Annotated in this window: 18 protein-coding genes; 3 read left to right on the forward strand and 15 right to left on the reverse strand. The window is 67.2% G+C overall.

The window, feature by feature from the left end; translation table 11 throughout:
* Positions 1–21: 21 nt before the first annotated feature.
* From BLU17_RS01260 to BLU17_RS01280, 5 genes are all read right to left on the reverse strand, one after another.
* Complete coding sequence (locus BLU17_RS01260; protein ID WP_091993355.1) at positions 22–756, reverse strand: aquaporin; 735 nt, start codon at positions 754–756, stop codon at positions 22–24.
* A 271-nt stretch (positions 757–1,027) separates the two neighbouring features.
* Entirely contained in the window at positions 1,028–1,711 is a 684-nt protein-coding gene (locus BLU17_RS01265) for a response regulator (RefSeq protein ID WP_091993357.1), read from the reverse strand.
* A 41-nt stretch (positions 1,712–1,752) separates the two neighbouring features.
* A complete protein-coding gene (locus BLU17_RS01270) occupies positions 1,753–2,505 on the reverse strand; it encodes a response regulator (protein ID WP_342713792.1) in 753 nt (250 codons plus the stop codon).
* A gap of 47 nt (positions 2,506–2,552) precedes the next feature.
* Positions 2,553–3,194 carry a response regulator gene (locus BLU17_RS01275; RefSeq protein ID WP_091993362.1) on the reverse strand — a complete coding sequence of 214 codons (642 nt, stop codon included), beginning with the start codon at positions 3,192–3,194 and terminating at the stop codon, positions 2,553–2,555.
* Between the two features lie 243 nt (positions 3,195–3,437).
* Positions 3,438–4,763 (reverse strand): MFS transporter, encoded by a 1,326-nt coding sequence (locus BLU17_RS01280; RefSeq protein WP_091993365.1) that lies wholly within the window; start codon positions 4,761–4,763, stop codon positions 3,438–3,440.
* Between the two features lie 125 nt (positions 4,764–4,888).
* Here BLU17_RS01280 and BLU17_RS01285 point away from each other — a divergent pair, with 125 nt between their 5' ends.
* The gene (locus BLU17_RS01285) at positions 4,889–5,773 is read left to right on the forward strand and encodes a LysR family transcriptional regulator (RefSeq protein WP_091993368.1); all 885 of its coding nucleotides are present in this window, start codon (positions 4,889–4,891) and stop codon (positions 5,771–5,773) included.
* Between the two features lie 22 nt (positions 5,774–5,795).
* Here the strand turns inward: BLU17_RS01285 and BLU17_RS01290 are convergent, their stop codons facing one another.
* The 6 genes from BLU17_RS01290 to BLU17_RS01315 form a co-directional block, all read right to left on the reverse strand.
* Entirely contained in the window at positions 5,796–6,767 is a 972-nt protein-coding gene (locus tag BLU17_RS01290) for a threo-3-hydroxy-L-aspartate ammonia-lyase (protein ID WP_091993371.1), read from the reverse strand.
* Positions 6,764–7,432 carry a helix-turn-helix transcriptional regulator gene (locus BLU17_RS01295; protein WP_091994165.1) on the reverse strand — a complete coding sequence of 223 codons (669 nt, stop codon included), beginning with the start codon at positions 7,430–7,432 and terminating at the stop codon, positions 6,764–6,766. The genes BLU17_RS01290 and BLU17_RS01295 overlap by 4 nt, the downstream gene beginning before the upstream one ends.
* Before the next feature lie 144 nt (positions 7,433–7,576).
* Positions 7,577–8,599, reverse strand: a complete 1,023-nt coding sequence (locus BLU17_RS01300; protein WP_091994167.1) for a 2Fe-2S iron-sulfur cluster binding domain-containing protein — start codon at positions 8,597–8,599, stop codon at positions 7,577–7,579.
* A gap of 17 nt (positions 8,600–8,616) precedes the next feature.
* On the reverse strand, positions 8,617–10,284 hold the full coding sequence (gene hcp, locus BLU17_RS01305) for a hydroxylamine reductase (protein WP_091993374.1): 1,668 nt from the start codon (positions 10,282–10,284) through the stop codon (positions 8,617–8,619).
* Positions 10,285–10,591: 307 nt separating this feature from the next.
* A complete protein-coding gene (locus tag BLU17_RS01310; protein WP_091993377.1) occupies positions 10,592–11,128 on the reverse strand; it encodes a single-stranded DNA-binding protein in 537 nt (178 codons plus the stop codon).
* A gap of 124 nt (positions 11,129–11,252) precedes the next feature.
* Complete coding sequence (locus BLU17_RS01315) at positions 11,253–12,446, reverse strand: MFS transporter (RefSeq protein WP_342713793.1); 1,194 nt, start codon at positions 12,444–12,446, stop codon at positions 11,253–11,255.
* Positions 12,447–12,644: 198 nt separating this feature from the next.
* On the opposite strand from BLU17_RS01315, the gene uvrA reads away from it, so the two are divergent.
* Together uvrA and BLU17_RS01325 are read left to right on the forward strand one after the other, a co-directional pair.
* A complete protein-coding gene (gene uvrA / locus BLU17_RS01320) occupies positions 12,645–15,536 on the forward strand; it encodes an excinuclease ABC subunit UvrA (protein WP_091993383.1) in 2,892 nt (963 codons plus the stop codon).
* Between the two features lie 78 nt (positions 15,537–15,614).
* A complete protein-coding gene (locus BLU17_RS01325) occupies positions 15,615–16,700 on the forward strand; it encodes an AI-2E family transporter (RefSeq protein WP_091993386.1) in 1,086 nt (361 codons plus the stop codon).
* 31 nt (positions 16,701–16,731) lie between these two features.
* On the opposite strand, the gene BLU17_RS01330 is transcribed toward BLU17_RS01325, so the two are convergent.
* From BLU17_RS01330 to narJ, 4 genes are all read right to left on the reverse strand, one after another.
* Positions 16,732–17,415, reverse strand: a complete 684-nt coding sequence (locus BLU17_RS01330) for a response regulator (protein ID WP_091993389.1) — start codon at positions 17,413–17,415, stop codon at positions 16,732–16,734.
* A gap of 57 nt (positions 17,416–17,472) precedes the next feature.
* On the reverse strand, positions 17,473–19,509 hold the full coding sequence (locus BLU17_RS01335; RefSeq protein WP_091993391.1) for a type IV pili methyl-accepting chemotaxis transducer N-terminal domain-containing protein: 2,037 nt from the start codon (positions 19,507–19,509) through the stop codon (positions 17,473–17,475).
* A 264-nt stretch (positions 19,510–19,773) separates the two neighbouring features.
* A complete protein-coding gene (gene narI / locus BLU17_RS01340; RefSeq protein ID WP_091993394.1) occupies positions 19,774–20,457 on the reverse strand; it encodes a respiratory nitrate reductase subunit gamma in 684 nt (227 codons plus the stop codon).
* Positions 20,454–21,155: a nitrate reductase molybdenum cofactor assembly chaperone gene (gene narJ, locus BLU17_RS01345; protein ID WP_091993397.1), complete on the reverse strand. Its 702-nt coding sequence runs from the start codon at positions 21,153–21,155 to the stop codon at positions 20,454–20,456. Before narJ ends, narI begins: the two co-directional genes overlap by 4 nt.
* Between the last annotated feature and the right edge of the window lie 14 nt (positions 21,156–21,169).

Raw genomic sequence — 21,169 nt, forward strand, 5'->3', positions numbered from 1 at the left:
GCGCCATATGGCATATGGGGTTCAGATGCCATCGCGCAGTTGCGCGGATAAGGCCTGCGAATGCTGGCGGCTCACGAGGCGGTACACGATGCCGGCCGCGGCGCCCCCGAGGATCGGCGCCGCCCAGAAGAGCCAGAGCTGGTCGAGCGCCCACTCGCCGACGAACAGCGCGGGACCGGTCGAACGCGCCGGGTTCGCGCCGCCGTTGCTCACCGGGATGGCAATGAGATAGATGGCGGCAAGACACGCCCCTACGGCGAGCGGCGCCGCCTTGCGCCGCGCCGCCGTGCTCGACATCAGCAAATGCACGTAGACGAATGCGAATGACATGGCGAGTTCGAGCATGAATACGGCGGACACCGCGTATTCGGTCGGCGAATGATCGTCGTAGCCGTTGCTGCCGAAATCGGAAACCGCGACAGAGAAGCCGGGACGTCCGCTCGCCACGCGCACCAGCAACGCCGCACCGAGAATGGCACCGAGGGTTTGCGCCACGATGTACGGTCCGACGTCGCGCACGGGAAAGCGCCGCGACACCGCGTAGCCGATCGTGACGGCCGGATTGAAGTGCGCGCTCGCCGCACGGTCGGCCGCATAGTTCGCCACCGTGAGTGCGAAGCCGAACGCCACAGCCATTTCGAGCATGTTGCAGCCCTGCGCGGGAAGACTCGCGCTCAGCGCCGTCGCTGCGCAACCGGCGAACACGAGCCACGCCGTGCCTGCGCCCTCGACCGCCAAACGCTTACCGAGCTTCATCGTTCTGCCTCCGTGTCCGCCAGGAATTCGCACAAAAGCCGTCGGACTGGCGGACAGCCTCCTGGACCTTTTCCGACGTGGCCGCTCAACGATCGCATTGCCGAGGCGGCAATATCTGACGGACCACGCGTCGAGCTTGGAATTATGAGGAGGCGATCCCGACAATCAGATAGGACAACTCCGAAAATGCACGCGGCGTTGCGCCAGACAAGGCAAGGGAAATTCCGACAGACATAGGAAAAAGATCGAGAGGCCCGCGTCCCGAAGTGAATCAGGTGAGCCCCACCTGCGTGGCGAAGTCGACGACATCGCGCTCGGTGACAAGCCCCAGCTTGCGCATGGTGCTGCGCTTCTGGGCGCTGATCGTTTTGTTGCTGCGCTGAAACCGATGGGCGATCTGACGGACCGACATGCCCTGTACGTAAAGCTGGAAGACTTCCCATTCGCGCGCGCTCGGCACGCCCGCGCAGGGCGCGCAGGCGGCGCCGGCCCGTTCGAGTGAGTCGCGCGCGTGACCTGACAGATATGGCGCGCGTGCGTGCGCGGCGGCAACGGCGAGCAGGAGATCGTGCACCACGTCGCGCTTGTCGACGAGCACGTCGAGGCCCTGATGCAGCAAGCCCGTGAGGACTTGCGGCGTCGACACCATGGTCAGGACGACGACCGCCGGCTCGCCCTGGGCCCGCACGAGGCGCCGCAGCAGGGCGAGCGAACTGAATTCGCCGTCCAGGCCCGGCATGCAGAGATCGGAGACGACGACGTCGCAGGCCGTCGTGTCGAGTTGCTTCGCGAGCGCGAGCGCGTCGCCGGCCTCGCCTACGACGACGGCGCGCGCCGTGGCGTGCAACAGGTTCGCCACGCCAAGCCGGACGCACGCGTGGTCGTCGGCGACGATCACGCGCAGCGGCTTGTCCGCGCGAGGAAGCTTGTCTCGGACGGCACGGATATCTTGCATGTGAGACCTTGCGTGCGCAGGCGCACTCAGGCTTGTCCGCTCTACGTCACGCCGCATTCGACTGCGATGCGATAGAGCTCGATGTCGTTGTTGAGCGCGAGCTTTTTCATGGCCGCGCATTTCTGCGCGCTGATCGTCTTGACGCTGCGCCCGAGGAGGCCCGCGATTTCCGTCACGCCGAGTCCCGCAGCATAGTGCGTGATCACCTCGAATTCACGCCGCGTTAGCACGCGATGGACCTCTTCGCGCCGTTCCGCGCGCGCCGCTTCGGCCAGCAAATCGCGCACGACCGGCCCGACATAATGCTCGCGCGCCATCGCAGACACGATTGCAAGCGGGATCAGGTCGATGCGGTCACGCTTGCTGAGCACCGCGTCCACCTCGAGCTCGATGGCCTTGCGCAACACCGAGGCTTCGCATTCCATGGTGAGCACGACCACAGCCTTGTGCGGGAACTTGCCGCGAAAGGCGCGGATCGCCTCGGGGCCGTCCAGTTCGCCGGGCAGCGACATGTACAGGTCCATCAAGACGAGATCGAAGGCGTGCTGCGCCGCGACTTCGAACAGTTCAGCCACGCTCTGCGCGCGCGCGACGATATGCAGGTTGGGACAGTTCGCGAGAAGGCTTTCCAGCGCATGGAGCACGAGCGGATGATCGTCGGCGACGATCACGCGCACTGGCGCCGCGACATCGGCCACATCGGGCGTACCGGGGGCCGCCGCCACGGCCGTGCCGCCCAGGGCGACGCGCGGCTCGTCGTGCTTGCCCAGCGCATATGGCAACAGCGATGGCAAAGGCGTTGCTGTGGCGGCGCAACGCGCCGGCGGGAGAGAAGGCCGATTCATAGCAGTCCGTGCGCCCTGACAAAGGCGAAGAGTCCCGCGTCGTTGCTCACGCCGAGCTTCGCCATGGCCTCGCGCTTCTGGCTGCTCACCGTGCGCACGTCGCGGCCGAGCGCGCGTGCGATTTCCGTAACCGAACTGCCGCCGGCCAACTTGCGGATCACCTCCGATTCGCGCGGCGTCAAGCGCGGCACGTGCAGTTCGGAACCGCTATCGGCGGCCGCGAGTTCACGCTCGATAGCCGGGCTGACATGGGCAAGCCCCCGTGCGGCGCCTCGCACGATGGCGGCGAGATCGTCCATGGGCTCGCTCTTGCGCAGCATGGCGGTCACGCCGGCGTGCGCCACTGCGCGCAGAACCGCGCCGTTCGCAACGCTCGTCAGCACGACCACGCGGACGCCTGGCCACTCGCGGCGCAACCGCCGCACGAGACGCAAACCGTCTCCGGCTTCACCGGAGACCGCCGGCATGGTGAGGTCGGTTACCACGACGTCGCACGTCACCATTTCGAGCACTTCGAACAATTCGCTCGCGCCACAGGCTTCGCCGACGACCTCGATGTCGCCTCCAGCGGCGAGCATGGCGCGAACGCCAAGCAGAACGAACGGATGATCGTCCGCCAGAACGACACGTAGCTTCACACTGGATCTCCTTCGAGGTGGCTTTGCGAGGGCGCGGCGTGCCGGGTGGGCGCGCCGGCAAGCGGCGATGCAGCAGAGTCATTTATCTGACCATTGAAAACCTGTGGTCGAAATCGGAGATTTCCGAAACGATATGTCTCTTTATTCGCGTTTGCATGTGCTTTATGCGCAATCAGCGAGCATTTGAAGAAACATTTCGTACCATCGCGTACCTCGTTGAGATGAATCTGAGGCGCGACGCAATCAGGCTGCGGCGCGCGACCGGGGCCGTTCACGGCCGTCGCCGGGTTGTCCGGCGCAGTTGCGCGCCCGGGGGATCGCGAAAGCGGGCCACGCCAGCGCCGCGCAACACGCCGCTGCCGTCCAGACGGCCGGCCATGCAAACCACGACAACAGCAGCGGAATCACCGAAGGCGCGACGAAGAAAGCGAGAAATGCGCCGGTGTTTCCCATCGCGAGCGCGGTTCCGACGCGGCCGGGGCCCGCGAGCGTCGCGAGTTCGGTGAACGCCACGCCGTGCCAGGCCGAAGCGGCGATGCCGCCCAGCCCGAGCAACGCGGCGAGCAGCACGATGAGCGCGCCGCTTGCGCCATGCGCCGGCGACGCGAAGGCGGTCAACACGGCGAGCCCAGCGAAAAGCGCGACGGTCAGCGCGGCGCAGCCACGCAGCCAGGTGCGCCGTTCGCCGTGCCGATCGGTCCAGCGCCCGCCGTAGATGCGCATGAAGGCCGCGCCGCCCTGCACTGCGGTAAGCGTCGCACTGACAGCCGCAGTGCCCGCATGCCCGATGTCGTGCAGGAAAATGCCGGCGAACGAAAGCACCGCCACCTGGGGAACGCACAGCACGCCGATGCCCATCACCATGCGCCAGACGCTCGGGCTGCCCAGCGGCGAGGCCGCGCGCGCCTCCTGCGCGCCCATCTGCTGCGCAGCATGCGGTGCGTGCGCGGCTTCGTTCTCGTGCACGGGCTCGCGCAGCCAGGCGATTGTGAGCACGGCGCAGACGAGGCACATCGAGGCCAGCACGCCGAACACGGCCGCGAATCCCACATGCTCGGCGAGCGCGGGCAGCACGAGCGCGCCGAGCCCGCCGCCGGCCGGCACGGCGGTTTGCCGGATGCTCATCGCGAGGCCGCGCTCGTGGACGTCAAACCAGGCCATCACCGCGCGCCCGCTGGACCCGTTCACGCTGCCGCCAAGCAAGCCGAGCGCGAGCAAGCCCGCCGCGAGCGTCGTCGGACCGGGGACGTGCGTGCCCGTGGGCGCGCCCCATAGCGACATCGCGAGAAGCGCGAGCGCCGTCGTGACGAGACCCGTGAGCAGCACGCGCCGGTCGCCCCAGCGATCCGTCAGGAGTCCCCATGGAAGCTCGCTCAGCACGATGCCGAGCCCGAGCATGCCCAGCACGACGCCTAGCGCGCCGGTGCCGATGTGGTAGTCCGAGCGCATCAGCACCCCGGTGGCGGGAATGCCGCCGAGCGCGGCGGCAAAACTCGCGTTCGCCGCCACGCCCACCCCCAGCACTTTCCAGCGATGCGCCGCACCGCCGCGCGTTGTCCTGCGTCCCATGATGGCCTCCGAAAAAGCGGTTGACTGAGGGCATCGTAGAGGCGCACCATCTATCGGAAAAGCGGGAAATTCCAATGTTGATATTCGGAATTTCCGAACCATGAAAGACCCGGACCGAATGGATCATGAACGCACGCGGTTTCGATCTCGCGCAGTTGCGCATGTTTATCGCCGTCACGGAAGCGGGCAGCGTCTCGGCTGGGGCGGAACGCGTGTTCCTCTCGCAGTCGTCGGTGAGCGAGCAGCTCAAGAAGCTCGAAGCGCGCATCGGCCAGCCGCTTTTCGTGCGCAGCAAGCAGGGCATGGCCGCCACGCCCGCAGGCGCGAAGCTGCTCGAGCACGCGCGCCGCATCGTCGCGCTTTGTGACGCCGCGTTCGACGACATGCTCGGCCGCACGCTCGACGGCGAGGTGCGCATCGCGATCACGGACTATTACCGCCCGCACGACGTCGCCGAAATCCTCCGGCGCTTCGCGAGCCAGCATCCGCGGCTGCGCCTGCACGTCACCGTGCTGCCGAGCGCCGTCATCGACAGCGGCGCCGACGAGAATGCTTTCGACATCGGCTTGTCGCTGCGTCTCGTGGAAGAAAGCCGGAGCACGCGCAAAAGCACCGCAAGCGCGGCGATCCGGCGTGAAAAGCTGGTCTGGGTAGGGGCGACGCAAACGCTGCGCGAGCGGCCCGCGCTCACGCCGCCCTGGCCGCTCGTGCTGCTGCCCTCGACCTGCCAGTTGCAGCGCCGGGTGGTGAGGCTGCTCGACGAAGCGTGCATGCCGTATCTGATATCGCATTCGGCGTCGGGCGTGGCCGGGCTGCAACTCGCGCTAAAGGCGGGCCTCGGGATTTCGTGCCTGAACGAATCGGCGATCGGCGAAGGGCTGATGCCCTGCCCCGCCTCATTCGGCTTACCGGCCTTGCCGTCGGCCGAATTTCATCTGCTGCCGGGTCGGCCCGGCGAAGCGGAGCACGTGACGAACGCACGTGCGGCGCTCGCCGAATTGCTCGGCTGAATGCACCCGTGCCGGGCGCTTCTCAGCCCGCTGCCTGAACGAGTTCCGCGAAGCGCAGCAGGTCGACGTTGCCGCCCGAAATGAGCACGCCCACGCGCTTGCCGCGCACGTTCACCTTGCCGTGCAGTACCGCAGCGGCCGCGAGACAGCCCGTAGGCTCGACCACGAGCTTCATGCGGCTCGCGAAGAACTTCATCGTGTCGACGAGTTCTGCATCGCTCACCGTGACGATCTCGCCCACGCGCTCGCGGATCACCTCGAAAGTGAAATTGCCGAGATGCTGGGTTTGCGCGCCGTCCGCGAGCGTTTTCGGCGTGTCGATGTGGACGATCTTGCCGGTCTGCAGGCTGCGCTGGCCGTCGTTGCCGGCCTCGGGCTCGACGCCTGTCACCGCGCAGGCGGGCGCGAGCGCATGCGCGGCCGTCGCGCAGCCCGAGAGCAGGCCGCCACCGCCGAGCGGCGTGAGCAGCGTGTCGAGTTCGCCCGCTTCTTCGAACAGTTCCTTCGCGGCGGTGCCTTGGCCCGCCATCACGTGCGGATGGTCGTAAGGCGGAATCAGCGTGAGGCCGCGCTCGGCCGCGAGCCGCTTGCCGAGCGCCTCGCGGTCCTCGGTGTAGCGGTCGTAGAAGATGACTTCGCCGCCATAGCCGCGCGTTGCCTCCACCTTCACGGCGGGCGCGTCGTGCGGCATCACGATCACGGCCTTCACACCGAGCAGACGCGCCGACAGCGCGATCGCCTGCGCATGGTTGCCCGACGAAAACGTGATCACGCCGGCCGCCTTCTGGTCCGGCGTGAACTGGGCGATCGCGTTGTACGCGCCGCGGAACTTGAATGCGCCCATGCGCTGCAGGTTCTCGCATTTGAAAAACACCTGCGCGCCCGTGCGTTCGTTCACGGTGCGCGAAGTCAGCACCGGCGTGCGATGGGCGACGCCGCGCAGGCGTTCGTGGGCGGCGGCGACGTCTTCGAAGGTAATAGGCAGGGTGCTCATGGTCGGTCTTCGGGTGGCAGGTAGGTGTACACGGTGGAGCGCGCGACGCCGAGCGTGGCGGCCACGTCGGCGAGCGCATGACGCAGGTTCAGATGGCCGCTCGCCGCAAGTTCGCGCACGGCCTCGCGGCGCTGCGCGAGCGTCATGCCGATGGGCGTGGTGTTGCGCGTGGCGGCGAAGCGTTCGAGCGCCTCGCGCACGCAGCCGACCGCGCTCGGCACGAGCGATTCGGCCACGGGCGCAGCCGTGCCGGTCTGGATCAACTGGCCGAGCCCCGCCGTCACCGCGCCGAGCAGCGACACGTCCATGTTCAGGCACAGTGCCGCGACATATTCGCCGGCGCTGTTCTTCAGCCCGATCGATGTGCTTTTGGCTGGACGCCCGTCTGGAAAGCGGTTCGGATAGTTGGCCACGACCTCGGGAAAGCCGCGGTCGGTGATGCGCGCGAGCCCCATCTCGGTGGCCGGGTCGCCGATCTGCCGCCCCGACAGGTTGTTCGCGATCGCCACGACCGAGTGCCCGGGCCGCGTGAGGTCGTGCAGCACCACCTCCACGAGCGGCGCGAGTGTCTGGCCGAGCGCCGCGACGATCTTCTCCCCCTCGCGCAGGAGCAATTCGTTTTCGCCGGCGGGTTGGCTGGAACAGGCTTCTCGGGTTGGCTTCATAATATTGGACATTTTGACAGTTAATGACTGAATGTCAATCGCTTCGGGATCGCTTGCCTGGCTGCCCGATGCGCGAAAAAAAACCTCGCCCGAAGGCGAGGTCAACAGACACGGGGAAAAATCGACAAGGTGAAACGCCTTCGCTCAGGCCGCGAAGCGCTCGCTGACGAACTGCGCCGACGGCACGCCCGCCCGCGCGGCCGCCGCCTGCGCGGCGCTCACCATGGCGGGCGGACCGCACACGTAGATATCGGGCGCCGCGCCGCCGGCCGCGAGCGCGGCGGCGAGCGCGTCGACCGGCGTGCTATGCGAGCCTGGCCAGCCGTCGGCGGCTTCGCGCACGCAAAGCTCGACCCGCAATTGCGGCAGCGCCGCCCGCAGGTCGGCCAGCTCGTCGAGCATGAAAAACTCGCTCTCGCGATTCACGCCGTAGAAGAGCCGCGCCTCGTTCATCTCCTGAAACTCGCCCATGCGCCGCAGCATCGAGAGCACGGGAGCGAGGCCCGTGCCGCCCGCCACGAACCAGCGCGGGCGCAGGCTGTCGGCGATCAACCCGAAGCCGCCTTGCGGACCGTGCACGGTGAGCACGTCGCCTGGCTGCGCGCGCTCGCGCAGATACGCCGAAAACTCGCCTTGCGGCCGCAGCCGGATCAGGAACTCGAGGCGCCCTTCCCAGTTGCTCGTGTTGGCGAGCGAGAACGGCCGCCGCACGCCACCCTCGGGCAACTCCAGCTCGGCGAACTGGCCGGCTTCGAACTCGGCGGCGCTGCCGTTGGCATCGTCGGGTTCGAGTTGCAGTTCGAGGCGGCGCGTGTCGTCGGCGATCGTCTCCAGCGCGGCGATGCGCGCCGTGCGCACAGGCACCGGCTGGAGCAGCACCTTCGTATGGTCGTAAGGCGCGGCGACACGCAAGTCGGCCGACGGCGTCGTGCGGCACAGCAGAACCGCCCGCGGGTCGCCGGGCGGAAGCGCATCCGCGCTGTGCTCGCCGAGTGTGTACGCGCCTTCGGTCACGCTCGCGTGGCACGCGCCGCAACTGCCGCGCCGGCACTGCGACGGCAGCGTGATGTCCGCCGCCTGCGCCGCGCTCAGCACGTCCTGCCCCGGCTCGCACGCGAAGCCGAACGCCTGGCCGTCGCGCGTGGTGAGCTCGATTCGATAACTCATGGCATTTTCACCGGCGCTCATGCTGCCTTGCGCGCGAGTGCCGCGTCGAGGTCGGCCTGCGCCTCGCCGATCGGCTGGATGCCGAACTGCTTGACGAGGATGTCGAGGACGTTCGGCGTAAGGAAGGCCGGCAGCGTCGGTCCGAGATGGATGTTGCGGATGCCGAGCGCGAGCAGCGTGAGCAGCACTGCGGCGGCCTTCTGCTCGAACCACGAAACCACGAGCGTGAGCGGCAGGTCGTTCACGCCGCAATCGAAGGCCTTCGAGAGCGCGATGGCGATCTGGATCGCCGAGTAGCTGTCGTTGCACTGGCCGAGATCGAGCAGGCGCGGAATGCCGCCGATGTCGCCGAACGTATGACGGTTGAAGCGGTACTTGTTGCAGCCGAGCGTCATGACGACGGTGTCGTCGGGCGCGGCCTGGGCGAACTCGGTGTAGTAGTTGCGGCCGGGCGCCGCGCCGTCGCAGCCGCCGATCAGGAAGAAGTGGCGGATCTGGCCGGCCTTCACGGCGTCGATCACCTTGTCGGCCACGCCGAGCACCGTGTTGCGCGCGAAGCCGATCGTGATGGTTTCCTCGGGCGCCGTTTCGCGGAAGCCCGGCAGCGCGAGCGCGGCCTGCACGACCGGCGCGAACGCGTGATGTTCGAGATGGCGCACGCCGGCCCAGCCCACCGGTCCCGTCGTGAAAATGCGCTGACGATACTGCGGCAGCGGCTCGATCAGGCAGTTGGACGTCATCAGGATCGGGCCGGGGAAATTCGCGAAATCGGCTTGCTGGTCCTGCCACGCGCCGCCGTAATTGCCAGCCAGATGCGGATACGCCTTGAGCTTCGGATACGCATGGGCGGGCAGCATTTCGCCGTGCGTGTAGATCTGCACGCCAGTGCCCTGGGTCGCTTCGAGCAGCGCCTCGAGATCGCCGAGATCGTGGCCCGAAACGAGAATCGCCTTGCCTGCGGCCGGCGTCACGCGCACGGGGGTGGGCTCGGGCGTGCCGAAGCGGCCTGTGTTGGCCGCGTCGAGCAGCTCCATCACCTTCAGATTCAGGTTGCCGAGCGCAAGGGCGTGCTCGAGCAGGTCGCCGGCCTGTGAGGGCTCGCTCGCGAGGAACACGAGCGCGGCCTCCACGCCCGCGTAGACCTCTTCGCTCTCGTAGCCGAGCACGCGCGCATGATGCGCATACGCGCACACGCCCTTCAGACCGTAGAGCACGAGCGCGCGCAGGCCCACGATGTCTTCGCCCACCTCCTGAAGTCCGGCCTTGATGCCGACGAGCGCGGCCTGCGCCTGCATTTCGGCGATGTCGTTGCCCGGACGCAAGCGCGCGGGACCGGCCGGCTCCACAGCGGCGACGCCTTGAGCAAGCGCGAGCGCCTCGCAGGCCGACTTCAGGCGGTCGCGATGCTGCGCGGCTTCGCGCAGCATCGCCACGAAGCGGCTCGCGTTGAAGTTGACGTTGGTGAGCGTCGTGAACATTCCGTAGAGCATGAAGCGGTCGGCCTCGCGATCGGGGCTGCCGAAGCTGCGCGCGAGCGCGCCGTACTGCGCGATGCCCTTGACCGCGTGGATCAGCAGATCCTGCAGATCCGCGGTCGTGGCGTCCTTGCCGCAGTTGCCCTTGGCCGAGGCACACCCCGGTGTGGCCTGGGTGCGGTCAGTCTGTTCACATTGATAGCAAAACACGGCTTACTCCTTTTCCTTGTGGGTGACGGCGATGGCGCAATGCGGAGGGGCTTCGCCGGCCTGCAACGTCGTCAGACCGGCTCGAGCATCTCTTGTAAGATGCAAAATTTATGCATCTTTTTTAATGTTGGCGCGCGGAGGGGAGTTTTGCCGTGACAAAAATCAGGAAAAATGCCGTTTCGAGCGGGAGAAGGGACGGCGTGCGCGAAAAGGCCGCAGGGAACGCAGCACGCCGCAGAGGCAAATAAAAAGCCCGCGCTCCATGGGAGGGCGGGCTACTACCAACAAAAAACTGCGTTAGTCGGAATTAGAACGGAATATCGTCATCCATTTCGTCGAAGCCGCCGCCAGCCGGCGCGTTCGAACGGCTGCCGCCAGTGCCCCCGCTCGAACGCGGCGCGCCGCCGCCAGCCCCGCCACCCGAGGCACGACCGCCGCCGCGCGGCGCGGCCGGTTCACGGCTGTAGCCGCCGTCGTCGCCCATGTCGCCGCCCATCGAGGCGCCGCCGCTGCGGCCACCCAGCATTTGCATCTGGTCCGCGACGATTTCCGTCGAGTAACGGTCGGTGCCGTCCTGCGCCTGCCACTTGCGCGTGCGGATGCGGCCCTCGATATACACCGACGAGCCCTTCTTCAGGTACTCCGAGACGATCTCGGCCAGGCGGCCGAAGAACGCCACGCGGTGCCATTCGGTCATTTCCTTGAACTCGCCGGACGCCTTGTCCTTGTAGCGGTCGGTCGTCGCGAGGCGAATGTTCGCCACGGCGTCGCCGCTCGGCAGATAGCGCACTTCAGGATCGGCGCCGAGGTTGCCGACGAGGATCACCTTGTTCACGGATGCCATGAATTTCTCCTGTTTGATTCCGTTGCGAGGAGCGGCCGCGCGGTGCGCGCCGGCGAGCGCTTCCTGCGCCTTCGCCAGCGGACCGCCTCCGCGAATTGCATTGCTGTGAACCCTTGGTTCGAACTCAGGCGCGCCTGGGCGGCGCCTTCATATTGGCCGCGATTATAAGCCAGCACAGGACGAGCCCCGAGCACGCGTAAAACACGGCGCTCGCGCCGTCGTGCTTCAGCAGCCAGCCGCCCACCACGCCGCCGAGCGCGAGCCCGATCGACTGCGTGGTGTTGTACACGCCCGTGGCCGCACCCTTGCGGTTGCCCGGCGCGAGCTTCGAAACGAGCGAAGGCTGCGACGCTTCCAGAATATTGAAGCCGAGGAAGTACACGAACAGCACGGCCGACACAATGACGAGTGTATGCGCGAGCGAGCCGAGCAGCAGCTGTCCGATCAGGATAAGACCTATCGCGGAAACGACGACGGCCTTCATCTTGCCCCGCTTCTCCGCGGCGATGATCGCCGGGACCATCATGACGAACGCGAGACCCATGACCGGCAGGTAGATCTTCCAGTGCGACGCGACCGGCAGGCCCGCGTCGACGAGCAGCCGCGGCACGACAAGAAAGAGCGCCGTTTGCGTGGCGTGCAGCACGAGCACGCCGAAGTTCAGGCGCAGCAGCTCGACGTTGTGCAGCACCTCGGCGAACGGCGCACGCACGTGCACGGGCTTGCTGGGCGCATCGGGCACGACCCAGAGCACCACGCCCACCGCGAGAATCGAGAACACGCCGACGAGCGCGAACAGCCCGTTCATGCCGACCCAGTGGAACACGATCGGCGCGCCCACGATCGCCACGGCGAACGACATGCCGATCGAGCCGCCCACCATCGCCATCGCCTTGGTGCGGTGCTCCTCGGCGGTCAGGTCGGCGATGAACGCGAGCACGGCCGAAGACACCGCGCCCATGCCCTGAATCACGCGGCCGACGATGATCCACACCATGTCGTGCGCGCCCGCCGCGACGAAGCTGCCGATCGCGAAAATGACGAGGCCGGTGGCGATGACGGGCTTGCGGCCCACCATGTCGGAGACCCAGCCGTAGAAGATATACAGGAGCGACTGCGTGACGCCGTACGCGCCGAGCGCGATGCCGACCAGCAGCAGGTTGTCGCCGCCGGGAATGGTTTTCGCGTAGACCGAAAACACCGGCATGATCATGAAGAGGCCAAGCATGCGCAGCGCGAAGATCGCGGCGAGCGAGACGGTCGCGCGCAGTTCGGGCGCGCTCATGCGGGAGGAAGTAGCGGGTGAATTGGAGGACATCGGGGCGTTGTGTGTTTGGGTTGCAGCGCTGGGCCGCAACTACCCGCACGTTGGTAGCCGGACGCTCCCTGACGCGCCTCTTTCGAGGCCCTTGCACTTGCCGCTCCGGGCCCTTTCGAAGACCGTCAGCAAGCCGTAACGGTGGTCTGGAAAAGTCGTTATAGTAGCAGGTTTGGTTTCCCTTTCTCGCGCAGGTTCATGGAACAGATCCGTATCCGTGGGGCCCGAACCCACAACCTGAAAAACGTCAATCTGGACCTGCCGCGCCACAAGCTCGTGGTGATCACCGGGCTTTCGGGCTCCGGCAAGTCTTCACTGGCGTTCGACACGCTCTACGCGGAAGGTCAGCGCCGCTATGTGGAGAGCCTCTCGGCCTACGCGCGCCAGTTCCTGCAGCTGATGGAGAAGCCCGACGTCGACCTGATCGAGGGTCTGTCGCCGGCCATTTCGATCGAGCAGAAGGCCACCTCACACAACCCGCGCTCGACGGTCGGCACCGTCACCGAAATCCACGACTACCTGCGGCTGCTTTACGCCCGCGTGGGTACGCCGTACTGCCCGGACCACGAAATCCCGCTGGAGGCGCAAAGCGTCTCGCAAATGGTGGATGCCGCGCTCGCCCTGCCCGAAGAAACGAAGCTCATGATCCTCGCGCCCGTGGTCGTCGACCGCAAGGGCGAGCACGCCGAGCTCTTCGACGACATGCAGGCGCAGGGCTTCGTGCGCTTTCGCGTGCGCTCGGGCGGCGGCACCGCCAACGAGGGCGAAGCGAAGATCTACGAGGTCGAGTCGCTGCCGAAGCTCAAGAAGAGCGAGCGCCACAGCATCGACGTGGTGGTGGACCGCCTGAAGGTGCGCCCAGACATGAAGCAGCGCCTCGCGGAGTCGTTCGAAACCGCGCTGCGCCTTGCCGACGGCCGCGCCATCGCGCTCGAAATGGACACCAACCGCGAGCACCTCTTCAGCTCGAAGTTCGCCTGCCCGATCTGCTCGTACTCGCTGCCCGAACTGGAGCCGCGCCTCTTCTCGTTCAACAATCCGATGGGCGCGTGCCCCGAGTGCGACGGCCTCGGCCAGATCACGTTCTTCGATCCGAAGCGCGTGGTCGCGCATCCGTCGCTTTCGCTCGCGGCGGGCGCGGTGAAGGGCTGGGACCGGCGCAACCAGTTCTACTTCCAGATGCTGCAAAGTCTCGCGGCGTTCTACGACTTCGACATCGACACCGCGTTCGACGACCTGCCCGACAAGGTGCGCAAGATCCTGCTCTACGGCTCGGGCAAGCAGGAAATCCCGTTCTCGTACATCAACGAGCGCGGCCGCACGTCGGTGCGCGAGCACGTCTTCGAGGGCATCATCCCGAACCTGGAGCGCCGCTACCGCGAGACCGATTCCGCCGCGGTGCGCGAAGAACTGGCGAAATATCAGAACAATCAGGCTTGCCCGCACTGCGAAGGCACGCGTCTGCGCCGCGAAGCGCGCTTCGTGCGCATCGGCACGGGCGAGGACGCGCGCGCCATCTACGAAGTGAGCGGCTGGCCGCTGCGCGACACGCTCGGCTATTTCCAGACGCTGCGCCTCGAAGGCGCGAAGCGCGAAATCGCCGACAAGGTGGTCAAGGAGATCGTCGCGCGCCTCATGTTCCTCAACAACGTCGGGCTCGACTATCTCTCGCTCGAGCGCAGCGCCGAAACGCTTTCGGGCGGCGAGGCGCAGCGCATCCGCCTCGCCTCGCAGATCGGCTCGGGCCTCACGGGCGTGATGTACGTGCTCGACGAGCCGTCCATCGGCCTGCACCAGCGCGACAACGACCGCCTCATCGCCACGCTCAAGCACCTGCGCGACCTCGGCAACTCGGTGATCGTGGTCGAGCACGACGAGGACATGATCCGCATGGCCGACTACGTGGTCGACATGGGGCCGGGCGCGGGCGAGCACGGCGGCATGGTGATTTCGCAGGGCACGCCGCAGGAAGTCGAGCACGATCCGGCCTCGATGACCGGGCAGTATCTCTCGGGCGTGCGCCGCATCGACTACCCTGACGAGCGCATCGAGCCCGGCGAGCGGCGCCTGCGCATCGTCGAGGCCTACGGCAACAATCTCAAGCGCGTGACGCTCGACCTGCCGGTGGGGCTGCTGACCTGCGTGACGGGCGTCTCCGGCTCGGGCAAGTCCACGCTCATCAACGACACGCTCTACCACGCGGTCGCGCAGCATTTGTACGGCTCGTCGGCGGAACCGGCGCCGTTCGAAGCGATCGAGGGGCTCGAGCACTTCGACAAGGTCATCAACGTCGACCAGTCGCCGATCGGCCGCACGCCGCGCTCGAACCCGGCCACCTATACGGGCCTTTTCACGCCGATCCGCGAACTGTTCGCCGGCGTCCCGGCCGCCAAGGAGCGCGGCTACGATCCGGGCCGCTTTTCGTTCAACGTGAAGGGCGGCCGCTGCGAAAGCTGCCAGGGCGACGGCGTGCTGAAGGTGGAAATGCACTTCCTGCCGGACGTCTACGTGCCCTGCGACGTCTGCCACGGCAAGCGCTACAACCGCGAGACGCTGGAGGTGCAGTACAAGGGCCGGAACATCAGCGAAGTGCTCGACATGACCGTCGAAACCGCCCACGAATTCTTCAAGGCGGTGCCGGTGGTGGCGCGCAAGCTCAAGACGCTGCTCGACGTCGGCCTCGGCTACATCCGCCTCGGCCAGTCGGCCACCACGCTCTCGGGCGGCGAGGCGCAGCGCGTGAAGCTCTCGCTGGAGCTTTCCAAGCGCGACACGGGCCGCACGCTGTATATACTCGACGAGCCGACCACGGGTCTGCACTTCCACGACATCGCGCTCTTGCTCGAAGTGATCCACCGGCTTCGCGATCAGGGCAACACCGTGGTCATCATCGAGCATAATCTCGATGTCATCAAAACCGCCGACTGGATCGTGGACATGGGCCCCGAAGGCGGCGCGGGCGGCGGCCAGATCGTGGCCCAGGGGACGCCCGAACAGGTGGCGAAATCGAAGTCGAGTTTCACGGGCCGCTATCTCGCGCCGCTGCTCAAACGCCAGATTGCCGCGCTCGACACGGCCTCGGGAAAGTAAGCAGTAGAAAAAGCTGTAGCAACAACGGGTTGGGGGCGCGCTTGCGTCCCCGAGGTCTGGAGACGGAATACACCGAACATGGTCAAGCGCAACGAAGCGACCGAAGATAAACAGGTGCGCGACCTGCGGCCGCGGCCGGTCAGGCTCACGAGCGACATGAGCCTGCCGAGGCTTTCGGCGGTGGAGATCGGCAGCTATCTGGCCGCGCTCGCCGGTTTGTGGGCGGTGCTGCACCTGAACCTGCTCGGCGCGCTGCTCGCGGGGATGCTCGTCTTTCAGCTCGTTCACACCATCTCGCCGCTCATCGAACGGCGCATGTCGAGCAGCCGCGCACGCTGGCTTTCGGTGGTGCTGGTTTCCATCGTGATCGTGGGCGTGCTCACAGGCCTCACGGTGGGCGTCATCGAGCAGTTCGAAAACGACGTGCCGAGCGTGCAGAAAGTGATGGCGCAGATGATGACGTTCGTCGACCAGGCGCGCGGGCGCATTCCCGAGTCCATCGCCGCCTATCTGCCCGTGGACGTCGCGCAGATGAAGCTAAAGGCGATCGCGCTCATGCACGAGCACGCCAACCAGCTCGGCCAGGGCGGCAAGAACGCCGCGCGCATTTTCGGGCATATCGTGATCGGCATGATCATCGGCGCGATCATCGCCATCGGCGCGCAGAAGAACGCCACGCGGCTGCCGCTGTCCACGGCGTTCGTCACGCGCGTGACGCGCTTCGCCGACGCGTTCCGCCGCATCGTGTTCGCGCAGGTGAAGATTTCGGCCATCAACACGGTCTTCACCGGCCTGTTCCTGCTGCTCGTGCTGCCGGTCTTTCACGCGCCGCTGCCGCTCGCGAAGATGCTGGTCGTGGTGACCTTCGTGGTGGGTCTCCTGCCCGTGATCGGCAACCTCATCTCGAATACGTTGATCGTCGCCATCGCGCTCACCGTGAGCCTGCCTGCGGCGGTCACGGCGCTCGCGTTCCTGATCCTCATCCACAAGCTCGAATACTTCCTGAACGCACGCATCGTGGGCGGGCAGATCGAGGCGCGCACCTGGGAACTGCTCGTCGCGATGCTCGTGATGGAGGCCGCGTTCGGCGTCCAGGGCGTCGTCGCCGCGCCCATTTTCTACGCGTACATCAAGCGCGAGCTCATCTATCTGCGGCTCGTCTGAGCCGCGGTCATGCGGCGAGCGAGCCGCGGCCTCAGCGGCCGCGCTCGCCGGCGCCGTCCGCCATGCCTTCGTGCTCCATCGCGTAGATCGCCACCTGCACGCGGCTCGTCAGATTGAGCTTGCGCAGGATGTTGCGCACGTGGATCTTCACCGTGCTTTCGGCCAGGTCGAGCGCTCGCGCGATCTCCTTGTTGCTCGCGCCGCGCGCCAGCTCGCGCACGATGTCGCGCTCGCGCGCCGTGAGCGTCTCGGCGCTCGCGCGCGCGGCGCCGGGCGCGCTCGCCGGCTGCGCGGGCTTGCGCATCTGCTCGACGAGCTTCGCCGTCATATGCTCGGTGATGACCGGCTGGCCGCTCGCGGCCTTGCGGATCGCCGCGACGAGCGCCTCCGCGTCGATGCTCTTGAGCAGGAAGCCGCGCGCCCCCGCGCGCATCGCGGCCGTGAGCTCGTCGGCGTCTTCGGACACGGTGAGCATCAAGATCGCCGTGTCCGGCAGGTCCTCCACCAGCAGCTGCAGCGTTTCGAGCCCCGACAGGCCCGGCATGTTCAGGTCGAGCAGGATGACGTCGGGCAGATGCTGCTTCGCGCGCTTGATGCCTTCCACGCCGTCCGACGCCTCCCCTACCACTTCGAGGTCGGGCTGGCGCTGCAGGAGCGCGCTCACGCCCGAGCGAAAGAGCGTGTGATCGTCGATGAGCAGAATGCGTAGGGTCATGGGAGCGTTACGTTGCCGCGAAGTCCGTTGATCTGATCGTCATGTCGCCGGCCCCGTTCATGCGGCCATGCGGCTCGCGGCCGGCAGCACGAGCTCGACGCGCGCGCCGCGGCCCGGCGCGCTGTCGAGCGTGAGCACGGCGGCGAGGCGTCTCGCCCGCTCGAGCATGATGTGAAAGCCCACGTGCGATTCGCCGCGCGACGCGATCTCGACGGGATCGTAGCCCGAGCCGTCGTCCTCGACCGCCAGACGGAAGTCGCGCCCGTTCACGACGCTCACATGCACGTGCAGCGCCTCGGCGTGCTTGCGCGTGTTCGAGAGCGCCTCCTGCAGCACGAAGAGTACCTGCAACTGCTGGTCGGGCGGCAGCGGCGGCCCGTCTTCGTCGCGATAGTCGAGCGTCAGTTCGGCGTCCGACTGGCGCCTGAAGCGCGCCACCGTATCTTCCACGGCGAGGCGCAGCTTGCCCGGGCCGAGCTTCGTGCGGAAGTTCAGCAGCAGTTCGCGCACGTCGTCGTAGCTTTCCTCCACGCCGCCCGCGAGGAGCGGCACGATTTCGCGAACCTCGTCGAGGTCGCCGCGGGCCGCCGCGCCATCGAGCAGATGCACCTGCATCTTCAGGAAGCTCAGGCCCTGCGCGATGCTGTCGTGCAGCCCCTGGGCGACGAGATTGCGCTCCTCGGAAACGGCGAGCTGGCGCCCGAGCGCCACGAGCCGCCGGTTCATCAGCGCCACGCCGAGGTGGCGGCCGAGCGTCTGGAGCAACTGGACGCCGGACGGCGGAATCTCGCGCTCGCGCCGGAAGTGCAGCGAGAACGTGCCGAATGTCTCGTTTTGCGCGACGATGGCCGAAACCACCACGCTCACGAAGCCCGCCTTGCGGCAGCGCTGCGCGAGGGTGGCGTCGTCCTGGCGCGCCCCGCGCAGCGCGAACACGACCGGCTCCTCCGCCGAAGCGCCGCCACAAGTGCAGTCCGCCGCCGGCATGCATTGCTCGGCGCGCGTGATCGCATCGGGCATGCCTTCCGACACCAGCAGGTGCAGATTGCCGTCCTCCGGCGAGACGACGCGCACGGTGCCGCCATCGGCGTCGAATTCGCGCATCACCCGGGTCAGGAAATCGCGGCACACGCTTTCCGTCGCGCCCGGCGTGTTGAGGAACGCCGCCATCTCGTAGAGCGTGGCGAGTTCGCGGTTTTGCGCCGCCAGCTGCGCAGTCTTGGCGTCCACGCGTGCGGCGAGGTCCTGATAAAGCGCCTGCAATTCGGCGACCATGCGGTTGAAACCCTGCGCGAGATGGCCGAACTCGTCGTAGGTGTCGACGGGCAGACGCGTGTCGAATTCCCGGGCCTCGATGCGCGCGAGCCCGTCCTGAAGACGCTGCACGGGCGCCACGAACCACTGGTAGAGCAGATAGACGATCGCCATGGTGCCCACGCACGAAACCGCCGCGAGCGCGACCTGCGAGATGCGCAGCCACGCGGTCTTGCGCGCGTTCTCGCGCTCGATCAGGCTGACGAGCCGGTTGGCCTCGTCGACGAAACCCGGCAGCAGCGCCATATATGACGACGGCTCGCCCGTGCCGGCGGCGAGGTCGTGCAGCGCCGCCGGCTTGAGCGCCCCGGTCCATGCCGCCGAGACCCGCTCGAACTGGGCGTGGATGCCGGCGTCGGCGGGAAGGAAGAGCGGCCGCGCCGGGTCGCCGTCGCGCAGTTCGCCCAATGTTTCGTCGAGCTGGCGCACCTCGGCGTCGACCTGCGCGGGCATGCCGGTGCGCGCCTCCCACAGCGCGATCGCCACCGCGTTCGCGCGCATGCGCAGGCTGCCTGCGTCGTTGATGGCCGCGCCCCCGCCTTCGAGCTGCCACGAGAGCCAGAGCGTGCCGCTGATCATCGCGAGGACGAGTGCGAGCGCAACCGTCGAAAGCACGACGATGCGCGTGGAGAGGCGGCGCTGGAACGGCGCGACGGGGGCGCCGCTGGGCGGGTCGGCAGGCGGGTCGGCAGGCAGGCTGACGGCGGGGCTGGCCGTTGCGGCTGCCTGCGCACCCGCGCTTCCGGCGGTACCTGCGGCAGAGTCGGGAGACGGAGTCATGGCCGGTAGCGGGAACCTGCTGCGCCGGAACGGCGGAGCCTGAATACGACATTATCTGACGGAGTGCCGGGAACGGCGCGAAATGCCGCTGTATCGACAAACCACTGTGACACTATGCACCAGTTCGCCCGCCGCTCGGGCGGCCGGCATGGCGTTGCGCCCCGGGAGGCGCCTGCCCCAAAAAAAGCGGGGAGTTCGAGCGCGGCTCGCTCCCCGTGAAGAACGACCGATCCCCACGCGGCCGTCCGGAGGCAAAGTTTGAGGCTAGCGGCTGCGAACGAGCTGCCAGGCCCGCGAGAGATAGGTGACCGAGGCGAATCCGCTCCACACATGCACGAGCCGCGTGAACGGGAAGATCACGAAGAGCGTCATGCCCATGAAGAGGTGCATGCGGAAAATGAGCGGCGCGCTGGCCACGTAGCTCGCGGCGTCGCCGCGGAACGTGACGATGTGCTGCGCCCACGTCATGAGCCGCACCATCATGGCGCCGTCCATGTGACTGGCCGATTCGCCGATCGTCGTGAGCCCGAGCAGCAGCGTGACGAGCAGCCAGCCCAGCAGGACCTTGTCGCCCACGCGCGTCACGGCCGAGACGCGCGCGTTCGAGAGCCGCCTGTGCAGCAGGATCGCGAGCCCGACGAGGCACATCGACCCCATCACGCCGCCCGCCACCATGGCCACAAGTTGCTTCACCGCGTGCGGCACGCCCAGCCAGTCCCACACCGCGACCGGCGTGAGCAGGCCGAACAGGTGGCCGAAGAAAAGCCCGAGAACGCCGACGTGAAAGAGGATGTTGCCGAGCCGCAAATGCCCGCGGTAGAGCAACTGCGAGCTGTCCGCCTTCCACGTGTACTGCTCGCGCTCGAAGCGCGCGAGGCTGCCGAACAGAAAGATGGCGGCGGCGATGTAGGGATAGATGCCGAACAGAAACTGGTTGAACGTGTTCATGGCGATTCCTTTGCGCAGGCGGCCGAAGGGGTCGCGGCGGCCGCGGCATGCGCCGCTCGCGGGTGGAAATGGACGACCTGCGGCGCGTTGCTCGCGGCGAACGAATGCACGAGCGGCTCGACGCCGTCCGCGCCGGTGCCGAAGCGCTCGAGCGCCTCGTCCATGTCGCGCACGGGCGCGCCCACGAGCGGCAGCGGCTCGACGTCGCTCAGCTCGCACAACACCGAAAAAATGCCCGCGTAGGGGCTTTCGTCCCGCGCCAGCTGGTTGCCGAGCGCCGCCAGCACGTGAATCGCCTCGCCGAGCAGCGCGCTCGCGTCGTCCTCGCCGATCAGGCCGAGCACTTCGAGAAAAAGCGGCACGTAGTCGGGCAGTTCGTTGGTCGCGACGTCGAGGCCGTGGCTGCGATATTCGGCGAGCAGATCGACCATCGCCTGGCCGCGTGCGCGGCTTTCGCCGTGCACGTGCTCGAACAGATGCAGCGAATGGCGCCGGTTGCGGTCGAAGGTCGCCACGTAGGTTTCCTGCGACTCGACGAGCGAGCGCTCGCGCAACGCGCCGAGGAGCGGCGCGAGTTCGCGCGTGGCGAATGCGCCGCCCGGCGCCGCCTCGATCGCGGCCTCGATGTCCTCGAGCGCGTCGAGCAAGGGCTGCCCTGGATAGTCCAGCAGCGCGGAAAGGACCGGATAGATCGACATGGTGAAGTCCTCCC

The organism is Paraburkholderia lycopersici (genome assembly GCF_900096975.1).
GTDB classification, from domain to species: Bacteria; Pseudomonadota; Gammaproteobacteria; order Burkholderiales; family Burkholderiaceae; genus Paraburkholderia; species Paraburkholderia lycopersici.